The organism is Nucisporomicrobium flavum, from assembly GCF_016464385.1.
Taxonomy (GTDB): domain Bacteria; phylum Actinomycetota; class Actinomycetes; order Mycobacteriales; family Micromonosporaceae; genus Actinoplanes; species Actinoplanes flavus_A.
The window spans coordinates 255,643-272,323 of record NZ_JADMLH010000005.1; the positions used below are offsets into that span (position 1 = coordinate 255,643).

At 69.2% G+C, this 16,681-nt stretch carries 15 protein-coding genes; 5 read left to right on the plus strand and 10 right to left on the minus strand.

Annotated features, from left to right (window positions below):
* Window positions 1-2 precede the first annotated feature (2 nt).
* Complete coding sequence (locus IT780_RS15170) at window positions 3-275, minus strand: hypothetical protein (protein ID WP_199512178.1); 273 nt, start codon at window positions 273-275, stop codon at window positions 3-5.
* Between the two features lie 196 nt (window positions 276-471).
* On the opposite strand from IT780_RS15170, the gene IT780_RS15175 reads away from it, so the two are divergent.
* Complete coding sequence (locus IT780_RS15175) at window positions 472-837, plus strand: helix-turn-helix domain-containing protein (RefSeq protein WP_199512179.1); 366 nt, start codon at window positions 472-474, stop codon at window positions 835-837.
* Between the two features lie 7 nt (window positions 838-844).
* Window positions 845-1,420: an ImmA/IrrE family metallo-endopeptidase gene (locus IT780_RS15180; protein WP_199512180.1), complete on the plus strand. Its 576-nt coding sequence runs from the start codon at window positions 845-847 to the stop codon at window positions 1,418-1,420.
* A 915-nt stretch (window positions 1,421-2,335) separates the two neighbouring features.
* Here the strand turns inward: IT780_RS15180 and fxlM are convergent.
* From fxlM to IT780_RS15200, 4 genes are all read right to left on the minus strand, one after another.
* Window positions 2,336-3,544: a methyltransferase, FxLD system gene (fxlM, locus tag IT780_RS15185; protein WP_199512181.1), complete on the minus strand. Its 1,209-nt coding sequence runs from the start codon at window positions 3,542-3,544 to the stop codon at window positions 2,336-2,338.
* Complete coding sequence (locus IT780_RS15190; RefSeq protein WP_199512182.1) at window positions 3,541-4,725, minus strand: lanthionine synthetase C family protein; 1,185 nt, start codon at window positions 4,723-4,725, stop codon at window positions 3,541-3,543. The genes fxlM and IT780_RS15190 overlap by 4 nt, the downstream gene beginning before the upstream one ends.
* Window positions 4,722-7,745 (minus strand): lantibiotic dehydratase, encoded by a 3,024-nt coding sequence (locus IT780_RS15195; protein ID WP_199512183.1) that lies wholly within the window; start codon window positions 7,743-7,745, stop codon window positions 4,722-4,724. Before IT780_RS15195 ends, IT780_RS15190 begins: the two co-directional genes overlap by 4 nt.
* An 82-nt stretch (window positions 7,746-7,827) precedes the next feature.
* Window positions 7,828-7,980 (minus strand): FxLD family lanthipeptide, encoded by a 153-nt coding sequence (locus IT780_RS15200; protein WP_199512184.1) that lies wholly within the window; start codon window positions 7,978-7,980, stop codon window positions 7,828-7,830.
* A gap of 178 nt (window positions 7,981-8,158) precedes the next feature.
* On the opposite strand from IT780_RS15200, the gene IT780_RS15205 reads away from it, so the two are divergent.
* The 3 genes from IT780_RS15205 (at window position 8,159) to IT780_RS15215 (ending at window position 12,463) form a co-directional block, all read left to right on the plus strand.
* Complete coding sequence (locus IT780_RS15205; protein ID WP_307831200.1) at window positions 8,159-9,463, plus strand: NsdA family TPR-like regulatory protein; 1,305 nt, start codon at window positions 8,159-8,161, stop codon at window positions 9,461-9,463.
* 318 nt (window positions 9,464-9,781) lie between these two features.
* Window positions 9,782-10,774: an ATP-dependent DNA ligase gene (locus IT780_RS15210; protein WP_199512185.1), complete on the plus strand. Its 993-nt coding sequence runs from the start codon at window positions 9,782-9,784 to the stop codon at window positions 10,772-10,774.
* Window positions 10,775-11,992: 1,218 nt separating this feature from the next.
* Complete coding sequence (locus tag IT780_RS15215; protein WP_199512186.1) at window positions 11,993-12,463, plus strand: hypothetical protein; 471 nt, start codon at window positions 11,993-11,995, stop codon at window positions 12,461-12,463.
* Between the two features lie 64 nt (window positions 12,464-12,527).
* On the opposite strand, the gene IT780_RS15220 is transcribed toward IT780_RS15215, so the two are convergent.
* The 5 genes from IT780_RS15220 to imuA' all read right to left on the minus strand — a co-directional run bounded on the left by IT780_RS15220 (window position 12,528) and on the right by imuA' (window position 15,561).
* Window positions 12,528-12,881, minus strand: coding sequence for a hypothetical protein (locus tag IT780_RS15220; RefSeq protein ID WP_199512187.1), 354 nt, complete (start codon window positions 12,879-12,881; stop codon window positions 12,528-12,530).
* A 224-nt stretch (window positions 12,882-13,105) separates the two neighbouring features.
* Window positions 13,106-13,492 (minus strand): DUF6283 family protein, encoded by a 387-nt coding sequence (locus tag IT780_RS15225; protein WP_199512188.1) that lies wholly within the window; start codon window positions 13,490-13,492, stop codon window positions 13,106-13,108.
* 220 nt (window positions 13,493-13,712) lie between these two features.
* Window positions 13,713-13,898 carry a hypothetical protein gene (locus tag IT780_RS41855; RefSeq protein WP_233412861.1) on the minus strand — a complete coding sequence of 62 codons (186 nt, stop codon included), beginning with the start codon at window positions 13,896-13,898 and terminating at the stop codon, window positions 13,713-13,715.
* Between the two features lie 456 nt (window positions 13,899-14,354).
* Window positions 14,355-14,531: a hypothetical protein gene (locus IT780_RS15235; RefSeq protein WP_199512189.1), complete on the minus strand. Its 177-nt coding sequence runs from the start codon at window positions 14,529-14,531 to the stop codon at window positions 14,355-14,357.
* A 28-nt stretch (window positions 14,532-14,559) separates the two neighbouring features.
* On the minus strand, window positions 14,560-15,561 hold the full coding sequence (gene imuA', locus IT780_RS15240) for a DnaE2-dependent mutagenesis accessory factor ImuA' (protein WP_233412862.1): 1,002 nt from the start codon (window positions 15,559-15,561) through the stop codon (window positions 14,560-14,562).
* Between the last annotated feature and the right edge of the window lie 1,120 nt (window positions 15,562-16,681).

A 16,681-nucleotide genomic window follows, 5' to 3' on the forward strand; every position in this document is an offset into this window, starting at 1 on the left:
GGTCAGCTCGCGCCCTGGATCGTCTCGGTACGCAGCTTGAGGTGCAGGTTGCGAGCACGGCCAGCGATGTCCCCGACGGTCTTGTCACCGGGGACCTCGTCCCCGTTGTGCTTGAGGTAGTACCGGGTGGTCCCGTCGGCGGCAACGCCGAACGCGTGCAAGGAGTCGGTCAGAACGGTGCCGATCGTGACCGTGCCGGCGTACTCGCGGCGGTACGGCCGGTCGGCGGTCGCAAAGTCGACCTTGACCTCGATGTCGTCGTGCTTGTCGGGCATGGCTGCTCTCTCTTTCGCGGAACGAAGCTGTGTGCCGGACGGTGGGCAGACTTTGCCCGGGGAACTCCCGGCGACACCGTATTTCTATGTTGCAAGTCGTGCCGATGTCGAAACTGACCTTGCCATGGAGATGCCGAGAGTGCAAGCCGTTTCACCCATGCAATGATGGGGTGTCCGACGACCCGAGGGAGACGGGATGAGCGATGAGCCCGAGAAGGGGCGCTTCGACGCCGCCGCGTTCTACGCGGCACTAGACAGGACCCGAGCGGAACGTTCGCTGCGCTGGAAACAGGTAAGCGACGAAGCCAAGGTGAGCCCCTCGACACTGACTCGACTGGCCCAAGGCCGCAGACCCGATGTCGACAGCCTGGCGGCGCTGGTGGACTGGGCCGGATTGAGCGCCGACGACTTCGTTCGTCGAACGCAGCCAAGGCAGGAGGCCCACGGCACCCTCGCCGGCGTGTCGAGCTACCTGCGTGCCGACAGAAATCTGGACGACCGCAAGGCCGAAGCGATCGAGAAGGTCATCGAGGTCATGTACCGCCAGATGACGGAGGGTTGAGCCTGCTGTGGGACAACTGCGTCGAGGCTTCCACTCAGAAGCCAACAGCACCGCGGCGTCGATCCGAGCCGAACTGAACCTCGGACCCTTCGATCCGCTCGACCCGTGGAACCTGGCCGCCCACCTAGAGATTGAAATCCACCGGCTCAGTGACATCGCCAAGATCGAGCCGAGCGTGTCATGCCTGTTGGAAGAGGGCGACAGGTCGCTCAGTGCCGCAACCGTGTTCAACGGCTCCGAGCGGCGCATCGTGGTGAACGACTCTCACGGGCTACCTCGCCAGCATTCGAGTATCTGCCACGAGCTCGCCCACGGCCTGCTTCTACACACCCCCGTCGTCGCGTTCAACGCCAGCGGATGCCGTCACTGGGATCAAGAGATGGAAGACGAGGCTGACTGTCTCGGCGGAAAGCTACTGCTCACGGATCAAGCTGCTCGGGGGCTCGTCACCCGGAACGTCCCGCCTGACGTCGCGCAGCGTAGGTACGGCATCAGCCCCGAGATGCTTCAGTACCGTCTCAACAAGAGCGGCGCCGAGAGAATCCGTCGAAGCAGGGCCAACCAGCCTGGGGCACACAGGTAGCTGTCGGCCATCGATATGTGCCAAGCGGACGCTGAGTGATCGCGGTTCGGCCCAATGAACTACAGACGGAGGATGCCCAGGGCGTAGGCGCTGGGGCATCCTCCGTTGCTATATGACCGCGAAACTGGCCGTAACGATCAGTGATTCGACCCATCACGCCGTGGTTTGCAGTTCGGTGACGCGCCCCGGCAGGGCACCAACCTGCGCCCCAGGGCGCCGGTCGTACGACGGCATCTAGACATACGCGGTGAGCCGGAGCTCAGAGATGGCGCTCATTCTTGAATTAAGCGCACTATCTTCGGCAGATCAGCGCACCCGCGCCCCGAGTGGCTTCATGATCGCTTGCACTCAGCGTGAGCGAACTCCTGAGCAACCGTCGGCGCCACCCAATCAAGATCGGTAAGCGGTGCCGATTCACGAACATTGCGGCGGCCGGTACCGCCAGAGTGGTGCCGAGAGTCGCAAACATCTGGCGCCCAAATTCGCGAACGAAGCCACCAGCCCCAACTTTGCTTGCCGGCAGGATCTCAATGGACGCGGTGCAGGGAGCATCACCGTCATCCGATCGGCGGGGAGCCCGTCGACTACCGAGCAGGTCGACCAGCGCGTGGCCCCAGCCTCACAGCAGTACAGCCTGCGCAACCCCCAACCTGCCTGAGATTCTCAGGTTGCGGCGGCCTTCGCCTGCTGGTCACGATGCTCGGCGAGCGCAAGCAGCGCGACCTGAACGCCAGCCCACCCTGGCGCGAGCCGGTCGGCCGAAGCCGAGTGTGCAAGCTCCCCGTCTCTAGCCGTCAATGTCACGCTGCGAGATGCCGCCCGCATCACCGTAGATCCAGCCTTGGCAAAGGGGTTGGTCGAAGTCGAGAGGCAGGCGCTGATGCTGGTTGGCATCACGGTGCGGCAGTGCGTGCTTCAGTAGCGGAGTACCAGACGTGTGGTCGACTTGTTGATCTGCAGTCCGGTCTGGTCGGCTGGCACATCGGTGCCGGCCGGGTAGACGCTCAGTTCTGGGTTGACTGTTCGCGCCGTTCCCCAGGCGTCGATCTGGTCGATGATGTGCTCGGCGAGGGCGCGGCCGGCGGCCCTGTGGCCTGTGGCGCCGAGCTGCCAGCGACCAGGTGTGTGGTCACTGCGCCGGATCGTGAAGTACGCGAGCGAGCCGTCCTCGACGAGGGCGGGGCTGCGGACGGCGACGGCCGGTGTGCACAGGCCTGATGCGACGGCATCCTGGTTGGCTTGGATGCGGATGGTGCCGGGGTGGGTGGCGGTCAGCCGCAGCCAGACACCATCGAACGGCTCTTCGCCGTGCACGGTGACCTCGGACCACAGCACGCTCTTGTCGCGGGCGAGCACGCCTTGCAGCGCGCTGGGGTCCACGTGCTGGTCGATGTCGTAGTGGATGGTCACCGACTTGGCCGGGTCGAGGGTGGTGTTCTTCTCGCCGTCCTGGCCAAGCATGGGCACGAACCCGCACAGAATCATCTGTTCGGCCTCGAGGCGGTCGGCGTGTTTGGCCAGTGCTACGGCGCGGGTGGTGCCGCGCCAGCGCAGCGGCAGCACGAGCCGGCCGCCGGGGAGCAGCTGGTCCCACCACGCCGGGGGGATGTCCCAGGCGCCGACGGTGACGATGAGGCGGTCGAACGGGGCGTGTTCGGGTGCGCCCTGGGCGCCGTCTCGGGTGAGGACGGTGACGTCGTGCAGTCCGGTGTCGTCCAGGTGGCGGCGGGCGCCGGCGGTGACGTCGGCGTTGATGTCGACCGTGGTGACGGTGCCGTTCGGGCCGGTCAGCGTCCTGAGGAGGGCCGCGTTGTAGCCAGTGCCGGCGCCGATCTCGAGGATGCGCTGCCCGGGTTGCACGTCGAGCATGTCGAGCATGGCGGCGACGATGTCCGGGTGTGATGCGCAGCTGAGGCTTGTGCCGTCCGGGAAGACGTGCGTGATGACCGCTTCGGCGTCGTATGCCTCGGCCAGCGGCGCTTGCGGCACGTAACGGTGGCGCTCGACCTGCCGCAGGGCCTGCTCGACCGGCTTGCTCAGCGTTCGGCTGCGCAAGATGCGGTCGACCATGGCGTTGCGCAGGACGTCCGGGGACTGTCCGGTGGTGGCGGAAGTGGTAGTCATGTGGTCGTCTCCCGGATCGGTGGTTGTGCGGTGCTGCCTCGGACCAGCAGGCAGGTGTCCCAGCCAGAGACCGCCGGCTGGGGTACGTCTCCGGCGATGGTGGTCAGCAGCACGCCGGTGACGCCCTCCAGCAGGCCCCCGTCAGTTCCGGGATGCTGCTGGCGGGCGCGGGCCAGGACGGCTGCGGCGGCTGTACGCAGCTCGGGGTTGCCGGTGTCGGTGGCGGCGCATCCGAGCGTGTGGGCCAGCCCGGCGGCGCCGTGGCACAGGCCGGGGCTATCCAGGTGGGCGAGCTGGCGCTGGTCGGTGGCGCAGCCGAGCAGGGCCTGCTCGGCGGTGTGCACGCGGCCGGGGTCGGCGGTGGCGAGGCCGGCGAGGTGCTGGGCGCGGGCGATGCCGGGGGTGCCGTAGCACCAGGAGGGCCGCATCGGCGCGCCCTGGTCGGGTTGCCTGGTGCGCCACTCGTCTCGGCCGATGACCTCGGGCCACCACGCGTCGCGGCCGCTGCCGGTGCGCCACTGGTCGAGCCAGGCGCACAGGTGTGTGATGGCCGCGGCGTGGCCGTCGACGGTGACTGCTCGCTGCATCGCCGCAGACAGTAGTGCCAGGGGTCCGGCGACACCATGTGCAATGCCGAAGCCGGCGTGACCTGCACTCCATCGGGGGTGGGCATGCCGGTCGGGGCTGCCTGCGGCCCACCAGCCGGGCACGTGTTCGCCGTCGATGTGCAGGGGTTCGGTGAGCCGCACGAGGTAGGTCAGGCAGTCGCGTAGCAGCGGGTGGTCGCCGTGGCGGTGCAGCAGGTAGACGCCCAGGCCGGTGATGCCGCTGATCAGGTCATATTCCCCAGCCTGTGGCAGCCGTTGCGCGTCGATGCGGCGGTGCGCGGCGGTGAGGCGGCGCCGGATCATGGTGTTGATGGCCTGGTCGAGCGTGGCGAGCGCGTCGGCGTAGGCGGGATGCCCGGCGGTGTGCAGGGTGAAGGCGACCGCGGTGGCACCGTGGAACAGCCCGCCGGTGTCGGGGTGCGCCGCGAGCGGGTGGCCGGTCATGGTCTGTGCCAGGCGGTGCACGTCGCGCCAGGCGGCCATCTGGCGGTGGGCGCGTTCGACGGCCAGCAGCGCGTGTCCTGCGGTGCCGGCGCCCAGGGACTGTGTCTGCCCGGCGGGTATGGCGGTCATGAGCTGGTGCGGGCTCGCCGGGCGAGCGCGATCCGCCGGGTGAGGTGCTGGCAGGTGGCCTCGTCGTCGCGGTCGACGCCGCGGGCACGGTTGTGGTGCATGTGCAGCAGCCCGGCGAGGATCTTCGTCTGGTCGGCGTCGGGTGCCAGGCAGGCCCGGTAGGCGGTGAGCGCGGCACGGCGTTGCTGCCAGGCGGTGGCGAGCCCGGGCGGGTTGCCGGGGTCATGGGCCCCGCTGATCGCCTGCCGGATGACCGACCGGTCCGCGGTGGGGGCGCCGCTGGCGGGTAGATGATCGAGCAGCCATTGCGTGGCGGCGCTGCGGTCGTGGTGGAAGGCGTCGGCGATGTCGGTCAGGCCGGCGGCGGTCAGCACCTGGGGGTGCAGGCGTTGACCGGCGAGCAGGGGCAGGGCGGTCACGACGGCGTGGGAATCGGCGGCGAAGACGGCCTCGGCGGCCGCCGTGGCGGGGCCGTCGCCGTAGCGACCGATCTCGGGACGGTAGGTCGCCAGGTTCATCCGGGAGGTGGCGCCGCGATCGCGCAGCTGCTGCGCCCAGCGTCCCACCACCGTGGCGGTGGCCGCGTACTGCTCGGGGCCGTCGACGCGGATGCGTAGCCGCAGATGGTCGGGTTCGCGCACGCTGCGGTAGCGGGCGAACCAGTACATCGGATGGTCCAGCTCGGTGAGCAGGCCGGGCAGCGTTCGCAGCAGATCGTCGATGCGGTCGGCGCCGGTGAACACCTGCGCGTACAGCCATGCGGTTTGCGGTGCTGCGGGCAGCTGAACCGCGGTCCGGTTGGTGGTCACGGGCAGGTAGCCGGTGACCGCCGTGTTGGCAGCGGGGGGCCGGTCGCGGACAAAGGGCATGACGACCTCCGCGATGTGATGGTCGGCCCAGCCCGTGTCGGTGTGGGTGGCGGTTTCGGTGAGGGTGGCGTGGTCGTGCTCGTCGAGGTGCGCGCGTAGCAGCTGCCGGTGGGCGGCGACGGTGAGGGTGAGGCGCAGCGACCGGTCCTCGTCGAGCAGCTCGACGGTGGGCGGGCAGCGCCACTTCTGGCGCCACGCCGCGAGGGCCGTGTCCCAGTCGGTTCGCATGGCGGCGTACGCGGCTGCCGTGATGCGCCACGTCTCGGGCGACAGGATGGCCCGCCGATACCGCACGCGGGGCAGGTGCGGCAGCAGCTCGGCGGGCGGGCCCCAGGTGAACACGGTCAGCCGGCCCCGTGAGCCGCGGCTGAGCATCGCCAGGAACCGGGCCACGGCCGGGGCCTGCTTGGGCAGGGCGAGCGCGTGCAGCACCTGCGGTTCGAGCAGCTGCCGCCGGGAGATGCTGATCAGGTGCACCCTGTCGCGGGCCCAGACGACGCCCACATCGTCCAGGCGGATCACGTCCGGGCTGTGGCCGCGGTGCTCCCCGACCGACAACACCTGCGGCAGGTAGGCGGGCTGGCGGCTGATGTTCTGCGCGTGCGGATACAGCGGCGGGAACGACAGCTGCACGGCCAGCGCGCCGTCGACCGTCACCGCAGGCGACCGCCAGGCGGTGTCGAGGCCGGCGTCGGATACGGCATGCCGGAACCGGCTGGTGAACGCGCCCATCGTCCACGCGGGGTGCACGTCGAACAGGTAGTCGCCGTCGTTGAGCGCGGCCGGAGACGCGGCGCGGATCCGGGCGCCGAGCTCCAGGTGCGGCGCAGCGTGCCGCTCGTCGACCGGCTCCCCGGCGGTGATCGCCGTGATCATGTCGTCGGTGAGCACCAGCTCGTTGCCGCCGTCGTCCATGGTTTCCCAGGCCAGACGCAGCAGTTCCTGATCCCGTGCGGTGGTCACCTTCGTGGTGAGGAATTCGGGATAGGGGCTGGCGGGGAAACCGGCGGGCAGCCCGATGCCCGCGTCCGGGTGGATGGCCTCGGTGACCGGCACGATCACCTCGCTGCCGTAGCGCTCCCAGAATTCGCGCGCCCAGTCGTCCCAGGCGTCATCGCGGCGCGGCTCACGGGTCAGCCGCAGTAGCGCGCTCGCGGCGGCCGCCATCTCGTCGGCCAGATGGCGGGGCACGCGGAGCTGGCAGTCCAGGTACAGGTCACCGGCCAGCGGGCTGCGGCCGGTCGCCGACAGCTGCCGCATGCGGTCCGTCAGCTCGGCGCGATGCTCCACCTGCGCCGTCGCGGCGGTGCCGGGATCGTTGTGCCGGTCCACCAGCGCCTGGATCGCGCGCAGCTGCGCGGTGACGTGCTCGACCTCGGCTATGCCGGTGCCATGGCGGTCGAGCTGGTCCACCAGGTGCCGTAGCGGATCGGGGTCGGTCATCGCAGCGCGCAGGCTGGTAATGAGGATGCCGTGCTCCACCAAGGTCGACAGCAGGTCGCGCACGGTGTCGGATGTGGCGTGCGGGAACTGGGCGGTGATCTTGTCCGCGAGCGTGGCCACGGCGACCGGATAGGCGGCAACCTGCCGGATCAGCCGTACCACGGCTGTGTTCCGGACGCTGACATGTCCCGCCCCGGTGGGCGCCTCGATGCGCTCGCCGCGGTCGGTGACCAGGTCGCAAAACACCACATCCACGCGCGTCAGCAGCGACGCCAGCCGTTCAAGGCGAGCGATCAGCGTGTCGAGCCACACGGTCCCGGGGCGAACCATCGGCCGGTGCTGCTCTGCCCACCGCACCTGCGCGTCGTCGCCGACGATGGCGGGCGCGACCCCGGCGAACATCCCGAACGGGGTCACACGGCCGGTCGCCCGCAGCAGATAGCGCATCGCGGACAGGGTCGCCGCGCGCAGCCGCCGCGGATCCACCTGATCACCCCCGATGACGGCTTCGATCCGCTGGGCGAACGGGGTGCTGGCGTAGCGGGCGGCCTCAGCGAAGCCCGGCAGGCCCCACACAGCGCTCAGCCACCTCCGGCAAGACTGCGGGTCGCCCATATCCGGCCAGCCGAGCTGCTCATCCAGTGAGAAAGCGGCGGCACGCAGCATCGCGCCACCGGCATGGAGGTACAGGGGCGGATCCTGGCTCATCGACTCTCCTTGTCCCGGACGCGAGCACTGCGCTCTTCGCCGTCGGCAGGCGCGGCGATGCCCGCCTGCCGACGGCCTCGGTTCAGCGGCTGGCGCAGGCCGACGCGCAGGTGCTACCGCACCCGTCGTTGGTGTCACAGCCACGGTTAGCGCTGGCCGCCGGCGTGGTGTCGACCTGGACGTCGAGGCGGAAGTCGTCGTCGACCAGGCTGGACGTGGCGGGTGTGGTCTGCATGGCAGCCCCTTTCGCGTTGGGATGGTCCCGCCACTTCAGCGCAACGCCGCCCCGAGGCGTAACCCCACCGTGGTCCCCCCATCGTGGGGTGATGAAGCCGGACCCGGCGGCGCTACCATGCATCGACCAGCGTGCTTGTTCTTCCCGAGGGGGTGCGGTGCACCGATCCTCTGCGCAGGTGGTGTTTCCGCAGGAACTGCTCGCGCAGCCCGAGATCAGGCTGGCCCTCGCCGCACGATCGTTCGCCACGGTGTTCACCGCGGCGAAGAACGCCGGGCTCAGTTACAACCGGCTCGCCGAGGCGACAGGCATCAAGGCCGAGAAGATCAGCCTGGTAGCGCGCGGCGCGGCGTCGATCACCGCGATGGAAACCATCGAGAGGATCGCTGACGGTCTCCGCATCCCCGGTGCGATGCTGGGACTGGCTGCGCGATGCTGGGAGCAGGACAGCACCGAGCACCCCGGGTCCAGCAGGCAGGAGCCGCCCATGCGCCGACGTGAACTTCTCCGCGACGCCCTGGCCGCCGGCCTGACCACGGGCTCGCTCACCCACGTGGCCGCCGTCCTGGCCAGCGCCGAGCAGGCCCTGACGTACACCGGCCGCACCGACCTGACACAGCTACACGCAGTGGTGGAGCGTTACAGCCACGGCTACCGCGGACGGCCAGCCACCGACATCCTCGCCGAGCTGACCGACCAGGTCGCCACCGTCGCTCCGCTACTGCAGCAGCACCACCCACAGTCCCAGCGCACGGAGCTGGCCCGGATCCTCGGACAGCTCGGCGGGATGACGGCGATCGTGTTGCACGACCTGGGCCGCGAACGTGAGGCCTATGCCTGGTTCGCGACAGCCACCCAGGCCGGCGAACAGTCCGGGGACCGCTCGCTGCAGGCATGGGTCCTGGCCCGCAAAGCCATGGTCGGGCTCAACTTCGGAGCTCCGCAGCTCGCCGCAGACCTCGCCGAACATGCCCGCCACGTCGCCGGCCGGGCCAACACCGCAGCCTCAGCACTGTCCGCCGCGGTCGCAGCGCGCGCCTACGCCCTGACCCGCGAACCCGGCAAGGCCCTGACCGCGATGCGCGACGCCGACCGCATCGCCGCAGCACTCCCCGCCCGGGAACGCGCCGACACCTGGCTCGGACACTGCGAGCAGAAACACCACGTCCACCTGTCCCAGGCACTGACCGTGCTCGGCCACACCGGGCGCGCACGCGAAACCCAAACCGCCGCCCTGCAGCTGACCCCGAGCACCAGCACCCTGACGCGCACGCTCCTGCGACTCGACGCAGCCGCCTGCGAACACCACGACGGCAGAACACTGGATGCCTGCCACCTCGCCGTCGAAGCGCTGAGCGACATCCCGCCACGTTCCCGCGTCGGCCTGCCGCGCCGCCGCGCCGGTGACCTGTATGGCTGCGTACCCGGCGCACTGCGCAGCCACCCCCAAGCTCGAGCACTCAAGGAGCTCCTGGCCGGATAGATCGTGCGATGCGGCCCCTTCGCTCCCCCACGTCCCGGCATGCAACGACGGCCTTGGTGATGCAGCCAGCATCACCGCCGCCTGGGTACGCGCAGCCGCGACGCCGACTTGCCCTTCGTCCCGGCGGAGGTCGAACCTCGCCTCGCTGATGGGCGGCGAGTCCGTGATCGCGATGTCTGGACCTGCCCGTCCCCCGGGTCTGGATATCACGATCGCGAAATCACACGTTTTCCCAGGTCAAGAGCAATCCACTGCGAGCTAGCGTCAGGATGATCTCGTACGTGGAGGTGTCCTGTGTTGCGCTGGCCGGTGGAGCCGATGCGCGCTGCCGCCGTGCCGGCGCCGCCGGAACCGCCATACCCGGAACGCACCGTCCTGGAGCCCAAGTGGGATGGGTGGCGCGCCATCGCCTGGGTGCAGCGCGACCGGGTCCGGCTGCAGTCGAGGCACGGAATCGACCTGAGTGCATACTTCCCCGACGTGTGCGCCGCCCTGGGCGAACACCTGCCACCCGGGGTGGTAGCCGACGGTGAGCTCATCTGTTGGGACGCCGCCCGCGGCCGCACCTCGTTCACCGACCTGCGCCGGCGGGTGAGCGCCGGACGCAACCTCCAACGAGAGATCGCTCGGCGACCGGTGCACTTGGTGCTGTTCGACCTGCTGCAAGACGCCCGCGGCCGCGAGCTGCTCGACCAACCCCTCGCCGCACGGCGGCGTCGCCTGCAGAAGCTGCTCGTCGGCGCGCCACCGCTTCTGCCACTGTGCCCGCAGACCACCGATCCCAAGCTCGCGCAGGCATGGTTCGGCGAGTACGCCGTCGCCGGCATCGAGGGCCTGGTGGTGAAGAGCACGGACCGGCCGTACCGGCCGGCGACGGTGGGCTGGCGCAAGGTCCGCCGCCGCAGCACCACCGAGCTGATCATCGGCGGGGTCACAGGCATGCCAGCGAACCCAGGGAGCCTGCTGCTCGGCCGTCTGGACTCGCGCGGGCGGCTGCACTTCCTGGCGCAAACCCATCCGATCAAGGCAGCTCAGCGCGCGGAGCTCGCCGAGCATCTGCGTCCGATGGTGTTCCAGGGCGACGGCGCCGGGCATCCGTGGCCGCGCCCGCTACCGGCCGCCTGGTCGATAGAGCTCACCGACCGCCGACCCGTGCCGTACGTCCAAGTCGAGCCGCTCCTGGTCGCCGAGGTGGAAGTCGACACCGCCGTCGACGGACCGGTCGGGCGACATCGCCACCGCGTACGGCACCTACGGCTGCGCCCAGACCTCGCGCCCCACAACGTCCCGTCGCTCGGCGCCCGTCTCTGATCCTGGCCCTGGTCAGGTACCTGATCAATCACTCATAAGCTCGTTGGCGGTTCGGCTGGGCGCCCTGGCTCGCCTCGGTGGTCAACCGCCAGGCCTAGGCCAACGGCCCTCCACGGCCCCCGCCGCAGCAAAGAACCAACACCAACACCGTCGGCGCTTCGCCCACCCGCGAACCGTCGCCCGCGCGGTTTCTCCGACCACCGTCGCAACTCGTCGACGAGCTTCCCGAGGACCTCCCGCCACCGCGCGAATCGCCCCGGCACGAAAAGCGATTTCGTCGCCGACCAGCAGCGGCGAGAACATCCGCTCGACTTGAGTTGATGGGTTGTGCCCGGTCGTGTTGACGTTGGTCATGTTGTTGCCCGCTGCATCGCTCCTTGCGCTACGTGCTGCTGGGCTCGGGCTGGATGCGGTCGTTCTCCGTTGGCGATGGCCGCCTACCCGTGCAACGTCCGCGAGTTCGGCGCGACTTTGTCCTCGATATCAGTACAACCTTTGACCTGGCCACAGCCATTTCACGGCTTAGACCGGGACACCCAGCCTGTACCCACCACCCTCGCCCACCCCCTCCTCGGTGATGGCTTTGAGTGCAATGTGCAGGCCGGAATTTGCGTGGCAGGTTCTCCGAGTTTTTGCTGGGTGACGTACGCAAATGCATCGGGGTCCCGAGTGGCACATCCCCAACAGGTCCCGACAGGTCTTGGGGGGTGACGTACGACTAGGGTGATGATGGGGGTTGACGCGTGACTATGGCGTCCGACTTCTGTCGCACCTCGGTGCTGTCATTAACGCTGCGCAGAGGCGAAGCCAGGGAGGAGGACAAGGCGACCGGGACGTACCCCGCATCTGTCGTACCTCTGTGCTGTCATATACGCGGCCCAAGGGAGGGGGTGAGATGACAACTCAGCCCGAAAGGCAGAGGTCCTGGAACACCGTGATCCGCGTGATGTACGCGGGGGCGGCACTTCTGGGTTCTGCCGCGACCCTCGTGACGGCGCTGAACGGTTGGGGCCACTTCTAGCTGGCACTAGAAGCAGCCCCGTTCACACCGTCACAACTAACCTGTCCGCCCACTATCCCGAGGGGTCTTCGCACCGGTCTTCCCGGACCGCAAGGTGCGAGGCCCCTCGGCCTGTCTGTGGCCGGCTGTCTACCACAGGTAGACAGTATGCCGAGGGTACGACATTTTCCTACGGCCTTGTTCCCTGGATCGCATCAGTGATCACAGCGATGACCTGGCAAAACACCAACTTCGAGAACGTCCCGGGCGTGATGGAGCTGTCAGAGGAGACCGTTCGGGTATCGCTCGCGGCGCCGTGCGGCTGCGGCAGCGGCCCTTTCCTCGTCGGCGCCGGCGGCGCGGAGCAGCTCGACCGCCGGCCGGAGCGAGGGCAGGTGATCGGCTCGTGCCAGGAAGGCCCCGAAGACTTCGCCGAGCACGACCGGGTCGCGGCTTTCCTCAAGTACTTCGTCGACGTGGTCCAGGTGTCCGTGCCTGACATCGCGGAGTACGAGCCGTTGGACCGTACCGCTGACCTTGGCAACCGCGAGCTGCTGTGCCGTGCTCAAGCGGATCGACGAGGTCACCTGTTTGACACCAGCCGGGCCTCGGCCGGGGCGCGGCCGGAGGCCGGTCCGCCGGCGCAGCCCGGCCCAGGTCATGGAGCAACTGACGGCGGCATGGACTAGCGCCCACCCGGCTTGACGAAGGAAGACAGGCGTTCAGGCGGCTAGGGGCAGATCGGGCGGAGCGCTACACCGTCGACGATCGTGAGGTCGTGCTCCAGCGGGTCGGGCTCACCAGCAGCCCGACGGCGTCGCGCCACCACCAGGCGCCTCCGTTGAGGTAAAGGCACGGCGCGCTTGCGGTCAGGTCGTCGCGTACGCGAGTTACCTCGACGCCCGGCATGAGCAGCCGCACCACGGTGCCGTCGCCCATGGGCAGGTTCCAGCCGAACCGGCCGTCGCGATCGGCGCCATGATCACGTTCTGGGGTGCCGACATGGTCCGCACCGCGGCGGTGAGCCTCATCGAGGAAGGCCTGCAGGTTCGCGGCGGCGAGGTCCTCGCGGGCATCATCGATCGGCAGGGTTCCCGGGTTGATCACGGTCCGGACCGTACCTCGCGGCCTTCGGCCAGCTTCCACATCACCCAGGACCTCCTTCAACGATTCGTAGGCGGCTCGACAGGCCGCGTACGTGCCTCAGCTGCCGGCCGCCGGCCCGGCAACTTCCCCGCGGTTGATGGATGGGGTGTTGGCCCCACCCGGACGGCCTAGCTGGCTCTGGGCAGGGGTCAGCAGGAGTTCGTCCCACAAACTCGGTGTGATCGCTAAGGATTGTCTGGTGCAGTTTGTGCCCGCACGACGTCTGCCCAGGTCTCGTGTAATGGTGGCCAGTTCGGGCCAGGTTCGAGTGCGCTGTCGGGCAGCCTGCCCTGGACCACCGCCAGGCGGACACCGCCGTGGTCACCGCCGAACTGAGCGAGCCAGCCGGCGCAGGCCAGGTCGGCGTTCGTGCCCGGTTCTCCTTTGTGGCAGCCGAACATGACGTCGCCGGGCATGGGCTGGTAGCCGGTATGCGGATCGCGGACCGACGCGCCGAGCGCGTTCCACCGCTCAGCGGGGAACTTGGATCTCGGGTTGTCGCTGTTGTCAGAACGGATCGGGCACTCGTCGCAGGGGAATTGGCGACGAGGCAGGTCCGACAGTTCAGCCATGAGTCCGCTCTGAGGTCGTGATGAGGTCCCTGGAGAGCGTACCGGTCCTCAGCCGCCCCTCCGGGAACCGTCAAAACCACCCCTCGGCCCCCCGTGGCACGCAAGGGCTGGGCGCTAGGGACGCCATGGATACGCGGGTGGCCCGGCGGCGGTCAGATCCGCGCCCTCGCCTCGCACACCGGGACAGTGATGCTGCCAGCATCAGCAGACGCCTGGCTGGTCAGTCCTCGATCGGCAGGATGGTGTCGCCGTCGAGGCCCGCGTACAGCCGGGGAGTCGCGGTCACCACGTCGCAGTCGAATTCGACGGCCGCCAGGACCGCCGATGCGGCGTCCATCCGGCCCACGATCTCGTACGTCGAGGTGGACAAGGCCCGCCAGCCCTCGGCATGAACGTCCAGCAGCACTGTCGCATGATGAGTGACAAGCAGAGTGAGCCGGTCGGTGTCAGCGGCGCACCGGCTGGCCTCCGCCAGACACAGCACCGGAAGGCCGATCAAGCCCTCTGCGTCGTCGACCTCAGCGATCAGCTCGCCGACTGGGACAGACCCTCGGGTGAACGCGATGATGGCCGAGGCGTCGAGAACGAGCTGGACGGGCCGCAGACCGAGGCTTACTCCGCCCGGGCCGGCTCGAGGCCGATCTGTCGACGCAGCGCCGCAGCGCTCTCGGGTGTCCGTCGAGCGCGCCGCCTCGCAAGCAGGGCCCTCGTGCCAGCCCTGCCCTCGGGGGTCACGTGGATACCCACCTCAGCGAGCTGGGCCACGGTGTCGCCCTTCACGTGCTGCCCGGACTGGTGCGCCATGGATCGAGGATACCGCCTTGTCGGCGCACCGGTCACGCCCTGCGCACGGCGCGGGCGGTCATGCTGCTCCAGCGTCAGAGTCGTTGGTCGTTGGCAGGTCCGTCGGGTCGATCAGGGTGGCCCTGTCGACGCCGGCGTCAGCGAGGATGCGCTCGACGGCGGCGATCGAGTCCCGCCGCACCACCTCGACCCGCCACAGACCGTCAGGAGTCTGTAGCACACCCTCGACCGTCATCCTCGGACCGTACTGCGCTGCTGGCGGCCTATGCACCCGGTAGCCGCCACGACTCGGGTCGCTCCCGCCGCGCCGCCTCGTCGCGCCCGTCGGACGGCGGTGTCGCAGCGCCATTTCGGTCGGCTCGACGTCGACGCGGCGCGGGCGGTGGGAGGCGGTGCACCAACGCTGCCCACGGATCGACTGGAGGCTCGACGGCGTGCCGGCCCGGCCGGGCCGGTGGCCAGACAGGCTCTGGTGGCGGCGTGGCCGGGGTGGGAACCGCCGTCACGGCGGGTACGGCCTCCTCGGGCGCCGGGATGCTCACCCGCGACTCGACACCCAGCGTGAGCGTGCCGGTGCGAGGTCTCGCTGCGCTGCCACGACCGGTCGCGCGAAGCGTCAGCTGTTGCTGACGCAGCCGGCCGCGACCCACGCCCAGCCCCGTCCACTGGCGCTCGACGACTTCGATGCTCAGGTCGGCGCCCGGCCACGCGGTCTTCACCGTCAGCAGCACGCAGCCGCGTTGTCTTGCTCGCGCCGTCAACGACCGGGCCACCGCTTCTGCGGGAGCTACGGCAGTCGCCACGGCCACCACGTCGAACCCGTCCATCAACGCAGCAACGACGGTTGGCCAGTCCGGACCGGGCGCCGGGACCAGAGCCAACCGTGCAAGATCGATGCCGAAGTCGTTGCCAGCGGCTAGGGCGCCGAACTCAGGCAGGCCCACGACCGCCGCCCAGGCCCCGGCCGCAATCGGCGGCGCAAGTAGCGTCATCAGCAGCGACGTTGAGCCGAGCACCCCCACGGTGGCGCCGCGCCGCAGCCCTGCCCAGGGAAGCAGGTCCCCGATCGCCGGCACCACGGGCTGCAGACGCGACGCGTCACCCGAGCCCACCGCCGAATCCGCTGCGCTGCCCACTGCCTGAGCCATGGCGGCCGTACGGTCGCGGCGCAACCCGGCCGCGTTCACCTCGGCCAGCACGCGGGCGACGTCGCCCGCTCCCCCGATCAATCCGGGGCGCGACCAGGACCGCTCAGCGGTCGCCATCGCTATCACCTCCCCACGTCCGGGTACGCGAATGCACGCGTACGCCACGGGGGAAGTCGCGGCGAACACCTGTACTAATTGCCGAGCATAACCGCTGGCAGTGGCACTCGCACCGATCGGACTACCGACACGCCTGACGGGCGGCTCCCAGTCCGCATCAACCGCGAAGTGGTCCCAGGGGTCTGGCGCTTGCGGCCGCCATGAGTCATCGAAGTGCGGGCCTTGCCAAGCGCGCTGCGCTGTGCGCACGAGCGTTGATCAAATTACGCGAGTGTAGTTCGCCTATCTCCCTTGGCGAGCGAGTTTCCGCAGGTCACAGTAGGAGTGAGTGGGTCAGGCTCGGCCGCCAAGGCGGAAGTATGCGGCAATGGATGTCATCCGCACCCACCTGACCGGGCCGCCCCACTACCACCTCGCCGTGCCGTTTGCGCTACGTCGATCAGCGCAGGCAACCGTCCTGGCTCGCCGCAATGGCCGTGACCGACGTACGTTCGGTACGGTCGCGTGGTGAGGTTGAACCGGTCAAATCCTCCGCGCAGGCACGCGTTTTGCGAGCCGGTGTGGCAGACGGGGACTCGCTGGCACATCCGGCTGCTCGCAGCCGACGGCTCCCGATTCCCGCACGGTGGCCTCGCAGCGAACGCTTCGGCACTGTGCGGCTTGGGACTGGACCGCGGATGGGATCTAACGGCTGTGGTGACGCTCGAGTCCGTCCGCAGGCTGTTGGCGCAGAACGAGAGGGCCCGCCCCGGCTGGGGGGCGATCTGCGGTCGCTGTGCCAACTCGTATTTTGAAACTGCGACGGCGGTGGGGCCGAGCTAACGGCTCAGACGTGGGGGTTTCGTCAGTCCCGAGTCCTGAGCCGGCCGCACTTGATGAGGCCAGCCCGGGGCTATCCCCCCGCCCTCGCGCCGTGTCGCCAGCATCATCACGCTCTCGAGCGGCAAGGCCGCTGCAGGGCATCTGCGTCTTGCGGTAGCTGACCGTGAACGAGTCTCTCGGAGCCCGCTTGGTCAAATACATGCATGGAGGCCGCGCATCGCAACGAAATGTGACGTGGGGGGGGGGGGGGGGGGGGGCACCTAACAAAAAACAAACCCCCCCCCCCAACACACCAACA